This window comes from Pseudomonas chlororaphis subsp. aurantiaca, assembly GCF_013466605.1.
Lineage (GTDB): Bacteria > Pseudomonadota > Gammaproteobacteria > Pseudomonadales > Pseudomonadaceae > Aquipseudomonas > Aquipseudomonas chlororaphis_I.
In genome coordinates this window covers 382,972-399,532 of record NZ_CP059162.1, presented here as the reverse complement: position 1 = coordinate 399,532, position 16,561 = coordinate 382,972, and the positions used below count along the sequence as shown (strand labels likewise).

General features: G+C 60.7%; 17 protein-coding genes and 1 tRNA gene. 6 read left to right on the top strand and 12 right to left on the bottom strand.

The window, feature by feature from the left end; translation table 11 throughout:
* The first annotated feature begins 23 nt into the window (after positions 1 to 23).
* From H0I86_RS01755 to H0I86_RS01740, 4 genes are all read left to right on the top strand, one after another.
* Positions 24 to 845: an FkbM family methyltransferase gene (locus H0I86_RS01755; RefSeq protein ID WP_180923704.1), complete on the top strand. Its 822-nt coding sequence runs from the start codon at positions 24 to 26 to the stop codon at positions 843 to 845.
* Positions 846 to 924: 79 nt separating this feature from the next.
* Positions 925 to 1,000: transfer RNA gene (locus tag H0I86_RS01750), tRNA-Thr, on the top strand.
* A gap of 471 nt (positions 1,001 to 1,471) precedes the next feature.
* On the top strand, positions 1,472 to 2,071 hold the full coding sequence (gene wrbA / locus H0I86_RS01745) for an NAD(P)H:quinone oxidoreductase (RefSeq protein WP_038582938.1): 600 nt from the start codon (positions 1,472 to 1,474) through the stop codon (positions 2,069 to 2,071).
* 367 nt (positions 2,072 to 2,438) lie between these two features.
* Complete coding sequence (locus tag H0I86_RS01740) at positions 2,439 to 2,993, top strand: magnesium transporter (RefSeq protein ID WP_180923703.1); 555 nt, start codon at positions 2,439 to 2,441, stop codon at positions 2,991 to 2,993.
* A 21-nt stretch (positions 2,994 to 3,014) separates the two neighbouring features.
* On the opposite strand, the gene H0I86_RS01735 is transcribed toward H0I86_RS01740, so the two are convergent.
* Genes H0I86_RS01735 through H0I86_RS01715 form a run of 5 tightly spaced genes read right to left on the bottom strand, consistent with a single transcriptional unit; the run spans position 3,015 to position 8,040 of the window.
* On the bottom strand, positions 3,015 to 3,332 hold the full coding sequence (locus H0I86_RS01735) for a cytochrome C oxidase subunit IV family protein (RefSeq protein ID WP_180923701.1): 318 nt from the start codon (positions 3,330 to 3,332) through the stop codon (positions 3,015 to 3,017).
* A 21-nt stretch (positions 3,333 to 3,353) separates the two neighbouring features.
* Positions 3,354 to 4,064, bottom strand: coding sequence for a heme-copper oxidase subunit III family protein (locus tag H0I86_RS01730; RefSeq protein WP_180923700.1), 711 nt, complete (start codon positions 4,062 to 4,064; stop codon positions 3,354 to 3,356).
* 4 nt (positions 4,065 to 4,068) lie between these two features.
* Positions 4,069 to 4,761, bottom strand: a complete 693-nt coding sequence (locus H0I86_RS01725) for a cytochrome c oxidase subunit 3 (protein WP_180923699.1) — start codon at positions 4,759 to 4,761, stop codon at positions 4,069 to 4,071.
* Positions 4,758 to 6,533 carry a cytochrome c oxidase subunit I gene (gene ctaD / locus H0I86_RS01720; protein ID WP_180923697.1) on the bottom strand — a complete coding sequence of 592 codons (1,776 nt, stop codon included), beginning with the start codon at positions 6,531 to 6,533 and terminating at the stop codon, positions 4,758 to 4,760. Before ctaD ends, H0I86_RS01725 begins: the two co-directional genes overlap by 4 nt.
* Before the next feature lie 40 nt (positions 6,534 to 6,573).
* Positions 6,574 to 8,040 carry a cytochrome c oxidase subunit II gene (locus H0I86_RS01715; protein ID WP_180923695.1) on the bottom strand — a complete coding sequence of 489 codons (1,467 nt, stop codon included), beginning with the start codon at positions 8,038 to 8,040 and terminating at the stop codon, positions 6,574 to 6,576.
* Between the two features lie 309 nt (positions 8,041 to 8,349).
* Here H0I86_RS01715 and H0I86_RS01710 point away from each other — a divergent pair, with 309 nt between their 5' ends.
* Positions 8,350 to 8,751 (top strand): c-type cytochrome, encoded by a 402-nt coding sequence (locus tag H0I86_RS01710; protein ID WP_180923693.1) that lies wholly within the window; start codon positions 8,350 to 8,352, stop codon positions 8,749 to 8,751.
* Positions 8,752 to 8,826: 75 nt separating this feature from the next.
* On the opposite strand, the gene H0I86_RS01705 is transcribed toward H0I86_RS01710, so the two are convergent.
* The 7 genes from H0I86_RS01705 to H0I86_RS01675 form a co-directional block, all read right to left on the bottom strand.
* Positions 8,827 to 9,522, bottom strand: coding sequence for a tetratricopeptide repeat protein (locus H0I86_RS01705; RefSeq protein ID WP_180923691.1), 696 nt, complete (start codon positions 9,520 to 9,522; stop codon positions 8,827 to 8,829).
* A 5-nt stretch (positions 9,523 to 9,527) separates the two neighbouring features.
* The gene (locus tag H0I86_RS01700; RefSeq protein WP_258019386.1) at positions 9,528 to 10,193 is read right to left on the bottom strand and encodes a hypothetical protein; all 666 of its coding nucleotides are present in this window, start codon (positions 10,191 to 10,193) and stop codon (positions 9,528 to 9,530) included.
* A gap of 75 nt (positions 10,194 to 10,268) precedes the next feature.
* Positions 10,269 to 10,946, bottom strand: a complete 678-nt coding sequence (locus H0I86_RS01695; RefSeq protein WP_180923687.1) for an RES family NAD+ phosphorylase — start codon at positions 10,944 to 10,946, stop codon at positions 10,269 to 10,271.
* Positions 10,946 to 11,356: an MbcA/ParS/Xre antitoxin family protein gene (locus H0I86_RS01690; RefSeq protein WP_180923685.1), complete on the bottom strand. Its 411-nt coding sequence runs from the start codon at positions 11,354 to 11,356 to the stop codon at positions 10,946 to 10,948. The genes H0I86_RS01695 and H0I86_RS01690 overlap by 1 nt, the downstream gene beginning before the upstream one ends.
* 177 nt (positions 11,357 to 11,533) lie before the next feature.
* Complete coding sequence (locus H0I86_RS01685; RefSeq protein WP_180923683.1) at positions 11,534 to 12,838, bottom strand: OprD family porin; 1,305 nt, start codon at positions 12,836 to 12,838, stop codon at positions 11,534 to 11,536.
* Positions 12,839 to 13,074: 236 nt separating this feature from the next.
* Positions 13,075 to 13,470 carry a nuclear transport factor 2 family protein gene (locus tag H0I86_RS01680; RefSeq protein WP_180923681.1) on the bottom strand — a complete coding sequence of 132 codons (396 nt, stop codon included), beginning with the start codon at positions 13,468 to 13,470 and terminating at the stop codon, positions 13,075 to 13,077.
* Between the two features lie 27 nt (positions 13,471 to 13,497).
* Entirely contained in the window at positions 13,498 to 14,193 is a 696-nt protein-coding gene (locus tag H0I86_RS01675; RefSeq protein ID WP_180923679.1) for a DsbA family protein, read from the bottom strand.
* Positions 14,194 to 14,445: 252 nt separating this feature from the next.
* Between H0I86_RS01675 and H0I86_RS01670 the strand changes: the two genes are divergently transcribed.
* Positions 14,446 to 16,539 (top strand): TonB-dependent receptor, encoded by a 2,094-nt coding sequence (locus H0I86_RS01670; protein WP_180923678.1) that lies wholly within the window; start codon positions 14,446 to 14,448, stop codon positions 16,537 to 16,539.
* Positions 16,540 to 16,561: the final 22 nt, after the last annotated feature.

Here is a 16,561-nt window from a genome sequence, read left to right as displayed (position 1 = left end):
TTTGTGACTGACGGGAAAAGACAGTGACGTTCATTTCTTATGCACAGAATTTCGAAGACATCCGCCTGTGGCGCGTATTCAAACATGTCGAAAACGGCTTCTACATTGACGTCGGCGCCAACCACCCCACCGCCGACTCCGTGACCCGCGCCTTCTACGATCGCGGCTGGAGCGGGATCAACGTCGAACCGGTGCCGAGCTATTACCACGCCCTGTGCCAGGAGCGCCCCAGGGACACCAACCTGCAATGCGCGGCCGGCGACAACGCCGAGGCCCTGACCTTCTACGGCATCGCCGACACCGGCCTGTCCACCCTCGACCCCGCCATCGCCCAGCAGCACAAGGACGCCGGCATGCCGGTGCAGACCCAGATCGTCAGCTCGCGCACCCTGAGCGATATCTGCGAGGCTCATGTCGACGGCCCCATCCACTTTCTCAAGATCGACGTCGAAGGCCACGAAGAAACCGTGCTGCGCAGCATGGACTTCAGCCGCTGGCGACCGTGGATCCTGCTGATCGAAACCCCGTGGAACCGCGACCAGACCTGGGAAACCCTGGTTACCGGCGCCGGCTACCACCCGGTGGTGTTCGACGGCATCAACACCTTCTACCTGGCCGAAGAACACCTGAACCTCAAGGGCGCCTTCGACATCCCACCGTGCAACCTCGACGAATTCCAGTTCCGCCCCGGCCACAGCTTCGTTGCTCCCGACACCGACCTAGAACAGGCCCTGATCGCCGAACGCCAACGCGCCGACCGCGCCGAAGCCGAACTCCACACCCTGCGCAACAGCCGCTCATGGCGCGCCATCGAAAAACTCAAGAAAGTGCTGGCGCGCGGCTAGAGCCCGGCACAAAGCAAAAATAGTCAGATTTCAGGGGTTTACAGAACCTTGCCAATCGCTATAATCGTCGCCCTGACACGCCGGTATAGCTCAGTTGGTAGAGCAACTGACTTGTAATCAGTAGGTCCCGGGTTCGACTCCTGGTGCCGGCACCATATGCAGTAAGTCAAAGGCCAACCTTCGGGTTGGCCTTTGTCGTTTCCGGGGTTGCTAAAAATCCGGAACTGACACGCCAAGAGCCTTGCCCGACATCCCTCCTCGTTTTCAAATCCCCTTCAGCACTATGCCGCTCTAGCCCCCCATCAAGGGTGCTATCAATTATTTAATCCACATATATTCCTTATATTTTTCAACCAATTAAAAACGTATTCCTGCCGCAGAAAGTAAAAACATCCATGGCCTGCGCCTAAAAGAACAGTCGCCCCCATCAGTCATCGTTGTTTTACAAGATCAACTTTTTCGAACATCCCGTTCGATATTTTCTCATATTCACAGAAGCCAATTAGATCGATCATGCGCCACGACTCACGCAGATGCAGGGTGAAACGGTGGGATGGATAACTAATCTGATCGCCTATTTAACAGGCAGTCAGTCAGCTCAAAACACACCTCAAGAGGAAGTACGCATGGCTAAGGTATTGGTTCTTTATCATTCGATGTACGGTCATATCGAAACAATGGCCCAGAGCGTGTCGGAAGGTGCCCGGAGCGTTCCCGGGGTCGAGGTCACTCTCAAACGTGTACCAGAGACCATGGACCCGGAAGCCTTCAAGGCTGCCCATGGGAAAGTGGATCAGAGCGCTCCGGTTGCCACACCAGGCGAGCTGGGCGACTACGACGCAATCATCCTTGGTACTCCGACCCGCTTCGGCAACATGTCGGGCCAGATGCGCAACTTCCTCGACCAGACCGGCGGGCTGTGGGCCAAGGGCGGGCTGGTTGGCAAGCTCGCCAGTGTATTCACCTCGACAGGTACCGGTGGTGGCCAGGAGATGACCATTACCTCCACGTGGACCACCCTGGCTCACCACGGCATGATCATCGTGCCCATCGGTTATAGCTCGCCAGCCTTGTTCGATACTTCCAGTGTCGGCGGTGGCACGCCTTATGGCGCATCCACCATTGCCGGTGGTGACGGCTCTCGCCAGCCTGATGCTCGTGAATTGGACATCGCTCGTCACCAGGGCCAATACGTGGCACAGCTGGCGGTCAAACTGAGCAAGTAACAAATCGCCAGGTGAGCGCTGAGGCAGACACTGCATAAGCAGTGTCTGGATTCGACTCCCGGTGCGACGCCCTACAAAACAAGGCCCTCGCAACGATGCGGGGGCTTTGTTGTTTCTGGGCTAATGTCCCTGCCTCCCGAGACAGCGGGCACCGACTGCTAATACCCACAGAAGGGCTCCCCCCCTCGGATTGCCCTATGTGCCAAAAGCCCCGGCCGGCAAGGCGTTGCGGAGGGGGGTGCTATACTTTTTCAGCTAGCAACAAGCGTGCGGTGTTATCCAGAGCGACAGGAAAACGGTCTGGAATTTCAGATAACGACTGCAGAAAAAATGGGGGCCTCTGCGACGATGAAGTAGGAGGTGACTCATGAACCGACACTTTTACATCAGCGATAATCTCGACGAGCTGGAAACCGTTGAAAGCGAACTGGAAGCCAGCGGTATCAGTACCGAGCAGATTCATGTGCTCAGCGACCGGGATGCGGATGTCGAACAGCATCACCTGCATGATGTGAATTCACTCATGAAGCAGGATGTCGTTCACTCCGGCGAGATTGGCGCGGTCATTGGCATCCCGCTCGCGGCATTGGTACTGCTCGGTGCCTATCTGGCAGGTTGGACCGAGTCCGCGGCAGGCTGGGTACCGTTCATCTTCCTGGCGATCGTGATCCTGGGCTTCTGTATCTGGGAAGGCGGCTTCTTCGGTATCCAGGTGCCCAATGCCCATTTCAGCAATTTGAAAAAGACGATAAAGGACGGCGAGCACATCTTCTTCGTGGATGTGGAACCCGCTCAGGAACCCGTCCTGGATCGGGTCATCAGCCATCACCCACAGCTACAGGTCGCCGGAACCGGCGCAGCAGCCCCTCACTGGATAGTGGCCTGGCTGCAGAAATGGCATCAGTTCAAGCGAACGATATAGAACGCCGGAGGCGGAAGCCGGTCATTGCCCGAGGAAAATCCCCCGGGTGGAAAACACGTAGTCCGCCTCGGCTGCCATCAGGCTAACCAGCACCAGCAGGCACAAGGGTGGGACGAGTATGGCGTAGACCATCGCCAGGCGCTCCCACGCCATGTGCATGAAGATAGAAATGATCAGACCCGCCTTCAGCAACATGAGGACCAGGATCAGCGACCACCTGAAGTAGCCCTGGAAGTGAAAGTAGTCGACCAGATAGGACAGGGCACTGAGTACGAACAACAGCCCCCATATCTTCAGGTACAAGCTCAGTGGATGCTGTTGACCTTGTGCATGTGCCATCGCCGGTACTCCTCTGCGAGTTCACCATAAGTAGAAGAAAGCGAAGATAAATACCCACACCAGGTCCACGAAGTGCCAGTACAGCCCGGCTATCTCGACGATCTGATAGTTGCCGGAGCGCTCGTAGTCACCGCGCAATACCTTGAAGGCGACGATGCACAGGTAAATGACGCCGATCGATACATGCAGCCCGTGGAAACCGGTAATCATGAAAAAGCTGGCACCGAATTGCGCGGCACCCATAGGGTTCGACCATGGGCGCACGCCTTCGGCAATGAGCTTGCTCCACTCGAACGCCTGCATGCTGACAAAGGTCGCCCCGAAGGCCGCGGTAGCCAGCATCAGGGCCGCGCATTTACCGCGCACACGGCGATAGGCGAAGTTCACGGCCATGGCCATGGTGCCGCTGCTGCTGATCAGCACGAAGGTCATGATGGCGATCAGGATCAACGGGACCTCAACGCCACCAATGGTCAAGGCGAACACTTCGCTGGGGTTCGGCCAGGGGACGGTGGCACTGATGCGCACCGACATGTAGCCGGTCAGGAAACAGGTGAAGATGAAGGTGTCGCTGAGCAGGAAGATCCACATCATCGCCTTGCCCCAGGACACCCGCTTGAACACATCCTGATCCGAGGCCCAGTCGGTGGCGATGCCCTTCCACCCCGCTACCAGCGTATCGGGTGGGGTCTGGACGGGCTCTTCCGGAGGGGTTGCTGAGGGCAATGCCATGGCTTCACCTCAGGCCGCAGAATGCGGCGATGGCTTGATAGGTTTCCGGCGTGCTGGTCAGCAGGAAGAAGAGGACGATCCAGAGCCCCAGCAGGTAGTGCCAATAGATGGCGCAGAGCTCCACGCTGGACGCCAGTTGCGACAGCGCAACCCGTCGCAGGAACCGGGCGCCGACCCTGCCCCAAGCCACCAGCCCCCCCAGCAGGTGCAGCCCGTGCACACCGGTCAGCAGATAGAAAAAGCTGTTGGCCGGATTAGCGAAGACGAAATAACCCCAGTCGACGAACTGCTTCCAGACCCAGAGTTGTCCCCCGAGAAAGGCGATCGCAAAGACGCCGCCCAGGATGAAGCCGAGGGTGGCCCCGTTCAACGCGCCCCGCCGGGCGGCCATCCGTGCCCACTGCAGGCTGATACTGCCCAGCACCAGCAGGGTCGTGTTCAACCAGAGTTGCCGGGCACTGGCCAGCGGCGCCAGGGGGTCGGTCAGAGGCTGCCAGTCCACCATTTGCGAACGCGCGATAAAGGCCAGCAGGAACAGCAGGAACAGCGAGGTCACCGCCACCAGGAACACGCGCAGGCCCACTTTTGCGGCTTTCGCCCTATCGAAGCCTTCCGGTGCCCGAGAGCTGCCGGGGGGCTGGCTCCAACGGCCTCCGGCGCCGGCGCTTTCGGTGTTTTTCAATAGCGGCCCGTTCATGGTCTTTCGCCTGCGATCCTGGCTTCCGCACAGCGCTGCCTCATCTGCTCCAGCTCCTGGGCAGAGACCGTCTGTGGCACGAAGTCCTGCTCTATCCCGGGCACGCTGTAGTCATAGGCCCAACGGTGCACCACCGGCAGCTCCGACCCCCAGTTGCCATGGACGGGCGGGGTGTCCGGCGTCTGCCATTCCAGGCTGGCCGCCCTCCATGGATTCGGGCCTGCCGGCTTGCCTTTGAAGGCGCTCCAGACCAGGTTGAAGAGGAACAGCAGCTGGAATACCCCGACCGTCAGCGCGACAACGGTGATGAACGCATTCAGTTGCTGCGCCGATTGCGGGATGAAGTCGTAGTTCTGCCAGGCGTAATAGCGCCGAGGCATGCCCAACAGACCCAGGTAGTGCATGGGGAAGTAGATGCAGTAGGTCCCCAGGAAGGTTATCCAGAAATGCAGCTTGCCCAGGGTGTCGTTCATCAGGCGCCCGGTGATCTTCGGAAACCAATGGTAGATGGCGCCAAATATCACCAGGATCGGCGCCACCCCCATCACCATATGGAAGTGGGCCACCACGAAGTAGGTGTCCGACAGCGGGATATCCACAATCACGTTGCCGAGAAACAAGCCGGTGAGACCGCCGACCAGGAAGGTGACGATAAAGGCCAGGGCGAACAGCATCGGTACCGTCAGGTGGATGTCGCCATGCCACAGGGTCAGCACCCAGTTGTAGACTTTCAGCGCGGTCGGCACGGCGATGATCAAGGTGGTGGCGGCGAAAAAGAAGCCGAAGTACGGGTTCATCCCACTGACGTACATGTGGTGCGCCCAGACCACGAAGCTCAACACGCCGATGGCGATGATGGCCCACACCATCATGCGGTAACCGAAGATGTTCTTGCGCGCATGGGTGCTGATCAGGTCGGAGACCAGGCCGAACGCCGGGAGGGCGACGATGTAGACCTCCGGATGGCCAAAGAACCAGAACAGATGCTGGAACAGTATCGGGCTACCGCCCTGATGCGCGAGCTGCTGCCCCATCGAGATCACTGCAGGCATGAAAAAGCTCGTGCCCAGCAGCTTGTCGAACAGCATCATCACGGCGCTGACGAACAAGGCTGGAAAGGCCAGCAGGGCCAGGATCGAGGCCATGAAGATGCCCCAGACGGACAGCGGCATGCGAAACAGCGTCATGCCGCGAGTGCGGGCCTGCAGCACCGTGGTCACGTAGTTCAGCCCGCCCATGGTGGCGGCGACGATGAAGATCGCCAGCGACACCAGCATCAACACGATGCCCCATTCGGTACCCGGGGTACCCTGGGTAATCGATTGCGGCGGATAGAGTGTCCAGCCCGCCCCGGTGGGCCCGCCCGGGACGAAGAAGCTGGAAAGCAGCACCAGGACCGAGAGCAGGTAGAACCAGAAGCTCAGCATGTTGACGTAGGGGAAGACCATGTCCCGGGCGCCAACCATCAGCGGAATCAGATAGTTGCCGAAGCCGCCCAGGAACAGCGCCGTCAGCAGGTAGATGACCATGATCATGCCGTGCATGGTCATCGCCTGGTAATAGGTGCTGGCATCCATGAACTCAAGGCTGCCGGGAAAGCCGATCTGCATGCGCATCAGGCCGGACAGCACCAGGGCGACGAGCCCCACGGATATCGCCGTCAGGGAATACTGGATGGCGATGACCTTGTGGTCCTGGCTCCAGATATAGCGCGTGAAGAAGCTCTTCGGTTCGTGCAGGACGTCTGTTTCTGCATGCTCGACATAAGCCATCAGGTCATCCTCCGCTAAGTTTCGGAGCATTTCCGGCTATTTACGGCGACTTGCCCGATTCCACCTTGCCGGCATCCGCGTCGACAGCAGCTTTCGACTTGATGAAGGCGATCAGAGCGTCCAGTTCCTTGTCATTGGGGGTAAGGGTCGGCATCACTGCGGCATAACCCTTGACGATCGCGGCGCCAGGTTGGCGCACGGAGTCCTTCAGGTAGCCCTCATCGACCTTGATCTGAGAACCATCGGCCAGGGTTTCCGTCTTGCCGTACAAACCCTGCCAGCTCGGGCCGATACCCTGGCTGCCATCGACACTGTGGCAGGCCAGGCAACCCAGCGATTCGGCCAGCCGCTGTCCCTGCGCCGCCAGCTCGTCATGTGCGTCTGCGGGACCTTGCTCGTTCTGCCCCACAGCGCTCAGCGACTTGATGAAGGCCACCACCGCGGCCAGGTCATCCTGGGTGAAAGTATAGGCCACCATGACCGGCGGATAGCCTTGGACCAGCCTGGCCTGCGGCTCGAGAATCGACTCCTTGAGGTAGGCCTCGTCGACCTGGACGCGGGTGCCATCGGCCAGCTGTTCCGAGCGGCCGTACAGGTCCTTCCAGCCCGGGCCCAGGCTGGTGCTGCCGTCCTGGCTATGGCAGGCGAGGCAGCCATGGCTTTCCACCAGCTGGCGGCCTTTTTCCAGCAGGCTGTCCCGGCTCGGCGTGGCGACGTTCGTCAGCGTCTGGGCAAAGGTCGGCTGGCTGGCGAACCATTGGTCGAAAGCGCCCTGCTCCTCGACGACCAGATGGCCGCGCATATTGTAGTGACCCAGGCCACAGTATTCCGCGCACAGCACTTCAAACTTGCCGAGCCTGGTCGGGGTGAACCAGAAGTGGGACACCATGCCCGGCACCATATCCATCTTTGCGCGCATCTGCGGAATATAGAAATTGTGCAGTACATCCTTCGCACGCAGCAGGACCTTGACCGGCCGATCGATGGGCAGGCGCACTTCATTGTTCATGATCAGTACATCGTCCTGCCCCGCAGGGTCGTTGCGATCAAGACCGAAGGGATTGCCGGGATCGATCCATTTGACATCCGCCTTGCCGAGTTTTCCGTCCTGTCCGGGAAAGCGAAAGGCCCACTGCCACTGCTGGGCAATCACTTCGAGCTGGGTAGCCTCTTGCGGCACCTGGACGAAATCGTTGTAGACCACAAGGCCAGGCGCCAGCATGCCGATGATGCCCAGCGAGGTGAGGATGACCAGCCACCCTTCCAGCTTCTTGCTTTCCGGCTGGTAGTGCGCCCGGACACCTTCCCGATGACGGAACCGAATCACGGCAATGGCCATGAATACCGTGATGGCGATGAAAAAGATGCCGGTGATGACCAGGGTGATCAGCAGCGTGGTGTCTATCGACCCCCAGTTGGAGGCAGCCGGCGTCATTTGCCAGGGAGCAAGCAGGTGAAACAGCACTGAAGCGACAACGACTAGAACCAAGATGATTGCTATCGCCATTTTCTGGTCATCCTGTGCCGGTTGTTCTGTGGCCGTGCAAACGCAACGTCGCCCAACCGCAGCGCCACACCGATGCCTAACCCTCCTCCCAAGCCTGCTGGAACATTGCCTCTATCCCCGGGGCAAATCTTCTGAAAAGTATAGTGCGCCCCGTCAGACCTGCGCCGCCGGGTCCCGGCACGACACAAGGCCTGGGGGTTATGGCCTCATCCCGTTCCTTTCCCCTGATGGCCATCCCCAACACCCGCCAAGCATGCTCAAATAGCCCCCCGCTTTTTGCCACAAGCCACACCCGATCCGGAGCCGAACATGAAAAACACTATCGCCCTGACCTTGGCCCTGATGCTCAGCCTGCTGTCGCTCCACGCCCAGGCAGAAGCAGCGGGCGATGCCGAGGCCGGCGGCAAGCTGTTCAAGCGCATTTGCGGCGGCTGCCACAATATCGGCCCTTCGGTGCGCAGCTCTTTCGGGCCACAGCTCAATGGCATTTTCGGGCGCACGGCGGGGGGCGTGGCGGACTATCACTACTCCGACGCGATGAAGTCCTCCGGCATCGTCTGGACCCGCGACAAACTGGTGGCCTACCTGGAAGACCCAAAGGCCGTGGTGCCCGGCACGCGGATGATTTTCTGGGGGCTGAGCGATCAGGAGAAGATCGACAATCTGCTGGCTTATCTGCAGAGCTTTCAGGCGGTAGAAACCCAGAATTGACGCCTTTGCCCGCAAACAAAAGGCCCGCATCGCTGCGGGCCTTTTTAATGGGTGTTTCTTCCTTCGAGCAGCCGCTCAGGGCAGGGCAATCTTGTACTCGGCCAGCTTGGTTTTCTGCTCGGCTTCTACGTACTTCTGGTCCACCCGCTTGGCAAACTGGGTGAAGTCGCTGTGGGCATCGTCGGCCAGGCCCAGGTGCTCGTAGGCTTCGCCACGATGGTAGTAGGCCCAGGCGAAGTCCGGCTGTTTTTGCAGGCCGGCGCTGAAAGCTTCGGCGGCTTCGCGGTATTGCCCCAGATCGTTGAGCGAGAGGCCCAGGTGATAGTAGGTCGGCATGTTGAAACCTGCGCCCTTGCCCGCTTCGCCCAGGCCCGCATCCATGTTGGATTGCACCAGTTGCAGGGCTTTCTGCGGGTTACCTGCCTGGCGATAGAGCAGGCTCAGATCGAGGACCGCGCGCGGTTCAAGCGTCGGGCTCACTTCGATGGACTTTTCCTTGGCGGCGATGGCTTCCGGGTAGCGCTTGAGGCTGGCATAGGCATCGGACTTGAGCCAATACACCATGCTCTGCATCTTGCCCGACAGCTGGTTTTTTTCCAGGCACAGGTTGGCCTGTTGCAGCACCAGCTCATAGTTTTCGGCCTTGGAGGCCTGACCCACGGCACGGCAATGGGCGAAGTTGGCTTGTTCTGGCGTTTGCAGGCTGGCGCAGCCAATAACGGCCAGCGAACAGGTCAGCAGGATCAAGCCACGAAAATACAGTGAAGGCATGTTGTTCAGTCCAGCAGATGGGCGTTGAGGTCTGGGCGGTACACCTGCAGCAAGGGCGCGGTGACGGTGCCCTGGAGCGAGCAGAAGATAGTAGTGCGCCCGGCTATCGGGGCCTCTGCGACACCTTTATCGACCGTGAATATCCGCTCGACGAAACCGAAAGGCGTGGCCACACCCGGGCCGCTCAGGCCCTCGGTACGCCATTGCTGGATCGGATCGCCGACCCGGCGAATCTCCACTCGGCTGAATGCCGTGCGCTGAGGCACCAGGCGCGCATTGTTCGCCACCAGCGGTCTCAGGCTCGCGGCGACATCCTTGACCTCCCCTTCGGCGACAAAGCCCCAGAACAGAAAGCTGCCGAGCTTGTTCAGCGACTGCGCTTCGTTGTAGTAACCCACCAGGCGCACGCCGTTGACCACCAACGGCTGGTCGAAGGCTTGATAGCGCCCGCCTTCCTGCAGCGGGTTCATTACCTTGGGCGCCATGACCGAGCCGGACCTGGCCAGGCTCAAGGTGCCAGCAGGTAAGCGGGAATTGTTCAGGGTTTCGAAAAACTGCGCATCGCAGCGCGAGAACTCAGCCAGCAACTGCTCGGGAGTCGCGGCGTCTTTGCCATGGGCAACGCTGGTGAAAGCCAGCAGGCAAAGTCCGGATAGCAAGGAACGGAACATCGAGATCATCCGTGACGGAATTGGGGGAGCAGACTGTAGCAAGATTGATGGCTATGAGCCATCACCCTGCCAACCTCACACCGCACTCACCTCGAACACAAACGAAATCCTCTGGCTGCTGGCATTCCACACATAACGCAGATGCTTGCCCTGCTTGGGGATCGACACCGCCGGCGGGCGGAAGGCGGCGATGCATTCGTGTCCTTCGAGGCGCACGCTGTTGTACAGCAGGCCCCAGGACCGGGTGTCGCGCAGCTCGCGGGCGAAGACCTGGGCAGCGCCATAGCGGGCGGGATCGGGGTCGTGCAGCTGTGGATGGTCGGCGCGGATGTCGTGCAGGGGCTTGAGCACCTGGTTGACGTAGGTGCGCATGGTCAGTTCCAGATCCGGCTCGTTGGTGGCGGCGAGGAACCGTTCCTGGTGGTAGCAGGTTTCGGCGATGGCCGCGGCCTGGCTGCTGGCGGCGTAGTAGACGCCGTAGCTGCCATCGGTGAAGCGGCTGGCCTTGCCGATATGGGTGAAGGCCGCCATGACCGGCGTCGAGCCCGGGCCGGCAATGCGGTCTTCGGGCAGCACCCGGGACAGCTCGCCGGCCTGTTCGCGCAGCCGGTCGTTGGTCAGCGCTTCCAGGGCGTAGGCGGTTTGCAGGTCCTCGGGGTCGAGCACGTCCTCGAACAGGCTGATGGGCGGAAAGCAGCTGTTGACGATCCGGTAGGCGCGCGGCCATGCCGGCGAAGCCAGTGGCGCCGCCATCAGCCGCGCACGCCGTCGAGGTAGCGGCGCACGTCGGCGATGTCCACCACACGGCCGGCGAGCATGTAGTCGAGGGCGGTCCGGCCGTTGAACGGCGCGGCCGTGTTCGGGCTGCTGACCCATTGGTAAGCGCGCTCGCGACTGTTGCTGAAGATGATGCTCAGCGCCTTGTGGATACCCATCAGGTAGGAGATGCGCTCCAGGGTATCGTGGGGCAGGCGTACATTGGCCGGCAGCTGTTTGTACTTGTAGAGCGTGGTGTTGCCGACCTTGCCCAGCAGCGTGCGCTGTTGCTCGGCGCTGCAGCCCCATTGCTGCATGAGGTTGAAGAAGAACTTCAGCGCCACCCGGCTGGCTTCCGGGGTATCCAGGTCATGGGGGGCGGCTTGAACGGCGGACGGGGCGGTCATGAGCGGGCCTCCGTGGGTCAGTGAGTGATACCTTGAGCCTAGTACGGATACGAATGAATAGGTAGTTTTTATTCTGATACGAATACCCGGAAACTTATCCCCACCCACAAAAAAGCCCCGAACCAGTCGGGGCTTTTCCGTTTGCCGGCCTGGCATCAGGCCGCGATCAGACGCTTATCAGAACACGTTGATCGGGTAGTCGACGAACACACGCAGTTCGTTACCGCTGTCGTTGTAGCCGGCGGATTTCTGCGATACGCGCAGGATCGAGCTACGAACCTTGATGCTCAGGTCCTTGGCCGGGCCGCTCTGGACCACGTACTTGAACTGGTTGAAGATTTCACGCTCGGTGCCGCCAGTGGTGGTCTGGCCATCGCTGTTGGTGGAGGTGATGTTGTCACCACGTACATAGGCCAGGTTGTAAGTCAGGCCCGGTACGCCGAAGGCGCCGAAGTCCAGGCCGTAGCCCAGCTGCCAGCTGCGTTCGTCTTCGGCGTTGAAGTCAGACCAGTAGGAGTTCGCCAGGTAGATGGTGTTGCCACCGTCGCCCACGCGATTCTGACCACGCTGGTAGCCGCCGTAGGCGTAGCCCAGGTTGCTGTCGCCGGTGCTGCGCTGGTGCGCCAGGGTGAACGAGTGCGGGCCGGTGGCGTAAGTGGCTGCCAGGCTCCAGATCTTGTTGTCCTGGCCGCCCGCATTGACGTCTTCTGCATAGGACTTGTCCAGCTTGGTGCGGTAGCCGTTGAAGTCCAGGGTCAGGGACTGGTCGGTGGCCAGCGGGAATACGTAGTTCAGGTTCACGTACTGCTTCTTCAGCACGTCTTCGACGTCGGAAGCGTACAGCGAGCCCTTGAACTGTTCGGTGAACTGGTAGCTGCCGCCCAATACGTTGATCGACTTCAGGCCACCGCTGTCACGGCCTTCGGCGCTTTTACGCGATTCGGCGGTGAAACGACCGGCGTTCAACTCCAGGCCCTTGATCTCTTTAGAGGTGATCAGGGTACCGGTGTAGCTTTCCGGCAGCAGACGACCATTGTCGTAGCTCAGCACCGGCAGGGCCGGCATCTGGTCACCGTAGGTCAAGACAGTGTTGGACAGGCGGAACTTAACCGCGGCGCCGGCCTTGGCCAGGTCGCCTGCCGGGCTCTTGTTGCCGCCTTCGCTTGGCTTGAAGAAGTCAATGCCCTGGCCGCCGCTGTGGCTGCCTTTATCCAGGCGCAGGCCGTACAGGCCGAAGGCGTCGACACCCACGCCCACGGTGCCTTGGGTGAAGCCCGACGAGAAGGTACCGATGGCCGCTTGACCCCACTCGCGCTGGTCATCGTTACCGTTTTTCTTGTCGCGATTGATGTAGGCGTTGCGCAGCAGGATTTTCAGGCTGCTATCTTCGACAAAACCCTTGGACTCAGCCTGGTCGTTAGCCATGGCTTGAGTAGCGCTCAGAATCCCCAGTGCGATCAGACCGATCCGCTTGTTCAACATTTTATTTTCCTTATTACGGGTTGATGACGCACTGTGGTGCTCCTTGGAAACGGCGCTTAAGCGCTCTTTTTTCAGGCCAGAACAAAAAGACCCGCCCACGAAGAATCGCGGCGGGCCTTTTATTATTTGAATGTTATGGCCGTTGGCCACAGGCGTTGGCGCGAATCCTAGCCGCGCCCCGAACAGTGTGTCAATTTCAAGAATCGTCTGAAAATAGGCAAAAATCGTCTAAGAACTCACCGATCCTTGATGGCCAGTTGCACAGTATGGCTGTCGACGAACTGTTCGAAGTGCGTGACCTTGCCATCCTTGAGCGTCCACAAATGGGCCACCCGGGCATTCAGCGGTTTGCCCGTGGCTTTATAGACGCCGCTGTAGTTGCCGTAGGCGAACACCTTGTCGCCCTGGGCCACATAGTTCTCGACGGTGAAGGCAAACCCCTCCCATTCGGTGGCCAGGCGCTTGAAGACATTCTCCACCACGGCATCGAAACCGACGTAGGTGCCGGCGTAGGGAAAACCTGCCGCCTCGGTCCAGCGCGCATTGGCGGCCAGGGCGGCGGCGGTGTTTTTCGCGTTCTCCTGGGAGTTGGCGCCTTCGTAGGTGCTTTTGATCAGTGCCAGGTTATCCATGGGTGACTCCGCCAATAAGTGGGTGGTTCAAAGGGCGCAACCGTCCAGGCCACAGGCCTGAAGGCTGGGTGAAAGCTCGACCTCGGGCGTACCGAAGGCCTCGTTCAGCCAATCGGCGAATGCCTGCGGCTTGCCCAGCCAGGGGCTGATATCGATCAGCCTGAACTGACCGTCCTGTTCCAGCACCAGGGTCGGAAAACCCTGGCCACCGACCCGGGCCAGCAAGGCGCGGCTGGCCTTGATGTGCTCGTTCAGGCTGTTCGCCGCGGCGTACTCGAAGGCTTCTTCGAACTCGTCGCGTTCAAAGCCCAGGTCTTCGGCGAGCTCCAGCAGTACGTCGACATCGGCGATGCGTCGCCCTTCGACGTAATGCGCCGTCTGCAAGCGCCCGAGCAATTCCAGGCCACGCCCGGCGAGCGCCTGCGCCGCCAGTACCGCGGCGATCGGCGGGGCCGAATCGAAGACCGCCGAATGATCGCGCAGCAACCCTTCGAAGTAAGCCTCGCCGAACGGCTGCCCGGTGTATTCGGCAATGCGCCGGTCATGGGGCATGACGTAGTCGCGCAGTTGCGGCGAAACCGGCTGGCAGTTGCGCCCGGTCATCATGCCGCCGCCATGGGCCACCACCGGCAGCACCGCCTGGGCCGCCTGCACCAGCGGCTTGGCGCCGTAGCACCAGCCGCACAAGGGATCGTAGATGTAATGAAGGGTCGCTGCCGACATGCAAGGCTCCGGGACAAAGGCCGATAAATTCGATGGCGGCAGACTATGCCCGTGGCCCGCGGCGAAAAACGCTGGAATGGCTTTTAGTCTGTTTCGGGAATCGGTCGAATCGGCCGTGTATCCACTTCTCAATCAAGACACAAATTGAAACAATCCGCCCGGGGAACTTTCCAAGAATAATTAACAAAAGTAAATAGCAAGCATTACCATTCGCGACCACTGTTTCCTTCACCCTTCTGGATGCGTTTTTCCATGCCTGCCCCCTTCCGCCTGACTCCCCTCACCCTTGGCTTTTGCGCCTCGCTGACGGCCGGTTTCACCTGCGCCGCCCCGACCACCCTGCCGGCCACCGCCATCAGCGCAGAAGTCGATGCCGATGATCCACGGGTCAAGGAAGTCAGCACCGCGACCCGCACCGCCACGCCGGTGCGCTATGTGCCGCAAGCCATCGACGCGGTGAAGACCAGCAACCTGCTGGACTACGGCATCAACGATCTGGGCACGGCCCTGAGCGGCATTCCCAACGTCAGCAGCGGCGCCGACACCCGCTTCGACAGCCTGCGCATTCGCGGCTTCGACGCCAGCAACGACTTCTACCTCGACGGCGTCCGTGACGACAGCCAGTACGTACGCGACCTGCACAACATCGAGCGCATCGAGGTGCTCAAGGGCCCGGCGGCGGTGCTCTACGGCCGTGGCAGCCAGGGTGGGATCGTCAACCGGGTGAGCAAGCTGCCGCAGTTCGGCCGCCATTCCAGCGTCGAAGTCAAAGGCGGCAGCGAAGACCTGCGCAGCCTGTATGCCGACCTCAGCGCCGACCCCAGCGACAACATCAGCCTGCGCCTGAACATGGGCAACCAGGACAACAACAGCTTCCGCGACGGCGTCAGTGGCAGTCGCCAGCTGTTCGCGCCGTCCATGAGCTGGCAGCTGACGCCGGACCTGAACTGGCTGGTGCAGTACGAATACAGCCGCTACAACCGCACGCCGGACCGCGGCATCCCGGGGATCGACGGGCGCCCGGCGGACGTGAGTCGCGACACCACTTACGGCGACAAGCGCGACTACATCGACGACAAGTCCCAGTCCCTGCGCTCCAAGCTCAGCTACGAGCTGAACGACAACTGGCAACTGCGCCATACCCTGAGCCTGTTCAAGCTCAACAGCGATTTCGACAACACCTACCAGACCGGCTACGACAGCCGCACCAAGCGGGTGAACCGCCAGCACTGGCAGCAGGACCTGAACACCCGCAACATTTACAACAACCTCGAAGTCGAAGGCACCTTCGATACCTTCGGCCTCGAGCACCGGCTGCTGACGGGTGTCGATCTGGGCAGCCAGCGACGCGATCCGAAGCTCTACACCGCAGCGGCGGTCAGCGCCGGTGGCCAGGCCGTGCCGTCCCTGGACCCGTTCAACCCGGATAAAAACCTGCGCCACACCGGAAAAATGGTGGCGTCCAGCTACAACCACAGCGAGGTGGAAAGCCGCGCCGTCTATGTCCAGGACCAACTGCGCCTGAACGATCAGTGGCAAGTGCTCGCCGGCCTGCGCTACGACAATTTCAACGTCGAGACCCACAACAAGCTTCTCGATCGCAAGGACGACCGCGACAGCCACAGCACCAGCCCGCGCCTGGGCGTGGTCTGGACCCCGTTGGAGAACCATTCCTTCTACGCCTCCTGGAGCAAGAGCTTCTCCCCCGTCGGCGGTGGCCTGATCGGCATCACCCCGAACGCCAACGGCAACACCAACGACCTGAGCCCCGAACGTACCCGGCAGAAGGAAATCGGGGTCAAGAGCGACTGGCTCGACGACCGCTTCAGCACCACCCTGGCGGTCTATGAGCTGGAGCTCTACAACCGCCGCAGCCGCAGCGTGGAAGATCCGAACGTGATCCTGCTGACCGGCCTGCAGCGCTCACGCGGCGTGGAACTGAGCGCGGCCGGCAAGATCGTCGGCAACTGGTCGATACGCGGTGGCATCGGCCTGCAGGACGCGACTGTGGTCAAGAGCAATAACGGTGACGAAGGTAACCGGGTGAACAACGTGGCCAAGCGCAATGGCAGCCTGTTCGTGACCTGGAAACCGGAAATGGGCTGGTACGCCGAGACTGGCCTGACCCTGGTGGGTGATCGTTATGCCGACAATGCCAATACCGTGATGCTTCCGGGCTACGGCCGCTGGGACGCCCTGGCCGGCTTCCGGCAGAAGGACTGGGACCTGCGGGCCGCGCTGAACAACATCAGCGACCGCACTTACTACTCCTCGGCCACCAGCGCCGGGCAGATCCAATTCGGCGATCCGCGCAGCCTGGTGGTGACCGGTACCTACAGCTTCTGAAAAGCAGTCAGGGATGCGGCCA

Excerpts from the sequence above, each read along its gene's own strand:
- H0I86_RS01730 (WP_180923700.1), bottom strand. The coding sequence starts at position 4,064 with ATGGCATTGCCCTCAGCAACCCCTCCGGAAGAGCCCGTCCAGACCCCA.
- H0I86_RS01700 (WP_258019386.1), bottom strand. The coding sequence starts at position 10,193 with ATGTTCCGTTCCTTGCTATCCGGACTTTGCCTGCTGGCTTTCACCAGC.
- H0I86_RS01675 (WP_180923679.1), bottom strand. The coding sequence starts at position 14,193 with ATGTCGGCAGCGACCCTTCATTACATCTACGATCCCTTGTGCGGCTGG.
- H0I86_RS01695 (WP_180923687.1), bottom strand. The coding sequence starts at position 10,946 with ATGGCGGCGCCACTGGCTTCGCCGGCATGGCCGCGCGCCTACCGGATC.
- H0I86_RS01740 (WP_180923703.1), top strand. The coding sequence starts at position 2,439 with ATGAACCGACACTTTTACATCAGCGATAATCTCGACGAGCTGGAAACC.
- ctaD (WP_180923697.1), bottom strand. The coding sequence starts at position 6,533 with ATGGCTTATGTCGAGCATGCAGAAACAGACGTCCTGCACGAACCGAAG.
- H0I86_RS01685 (WP_180923683.1), bottom strand. The coding sequence starts at position 12,838 with ATGTTGAACAAGCGGATCGGTCTGATCGCACTGGGGATTCTGAGCGCT.
- H0I86_RS01705 (WP_180923691.1), bottom strand. The coding sequence starts at position 9,522 with ATGCCTTCACTGTATTTTCGTGGCTTGATCCTGCTGACCTGTTCGCTG.
- H0I86_RS01680 (WP_180923681.1), bottom strand. The coding sequence starts at position 13,470 with ATGGATAACCTGGCACTGATCAAAAGCACCTACGAAGGCGCCAACTCC.
- H0I86_RS01735 (WP_180923701.1), bottom strand. The coding sequence starts at position 3,332 with ATGGCACATGCACAAGGTCAACAGCATCCACTGAGCTTGTACCTGAAG.
- H0I86_RS01725 (WP_180923699.1), bottom strand. The coding sequence starts at position 4,761 with ATGAACGGGCCGCTATTGAAAAACACCGAAAGCGCCGGCGCCGGAGGC.
- H0I86_RS01690 (WP_180923685.1), bottom strand. The coding sequence starts at position 11,356 with ATGACCGCCCCGTCCGCCGTTCAAGCCGCCCCCCATGACCTGGATACC.
- H0I86_RS01715 (WP_180923695.1), bottom strand. The coding sequence starts at position 8,040 with ATGGCGATAGCAATCATCTTGGTTCTAGTCGTTGTCGCTTCAGTGCTG.
- wrbA (WP_038582938.1), top strand. The coding sequence starts at position 1,472 with ATGGCTAAGGTATTGGTTCTTTATCATTCGATGTACGGTCATATCGAA.
- H0I86_RS01670 (WP_180923678.1), top strand. The coding sequence starts at position 14,446 with ATGCCTGCCCCCTTCCGCCTGACTCCCCTCACCCTTGGCTTTTGCGCC.
- H0I86_RS01710 (WP_180923693.1), top strand. The coding sequence starts at position 8,350 with ATGAAAAACACTATCGCCCTGACCTTGGCCCTGATGCTCAGCCTGCTG.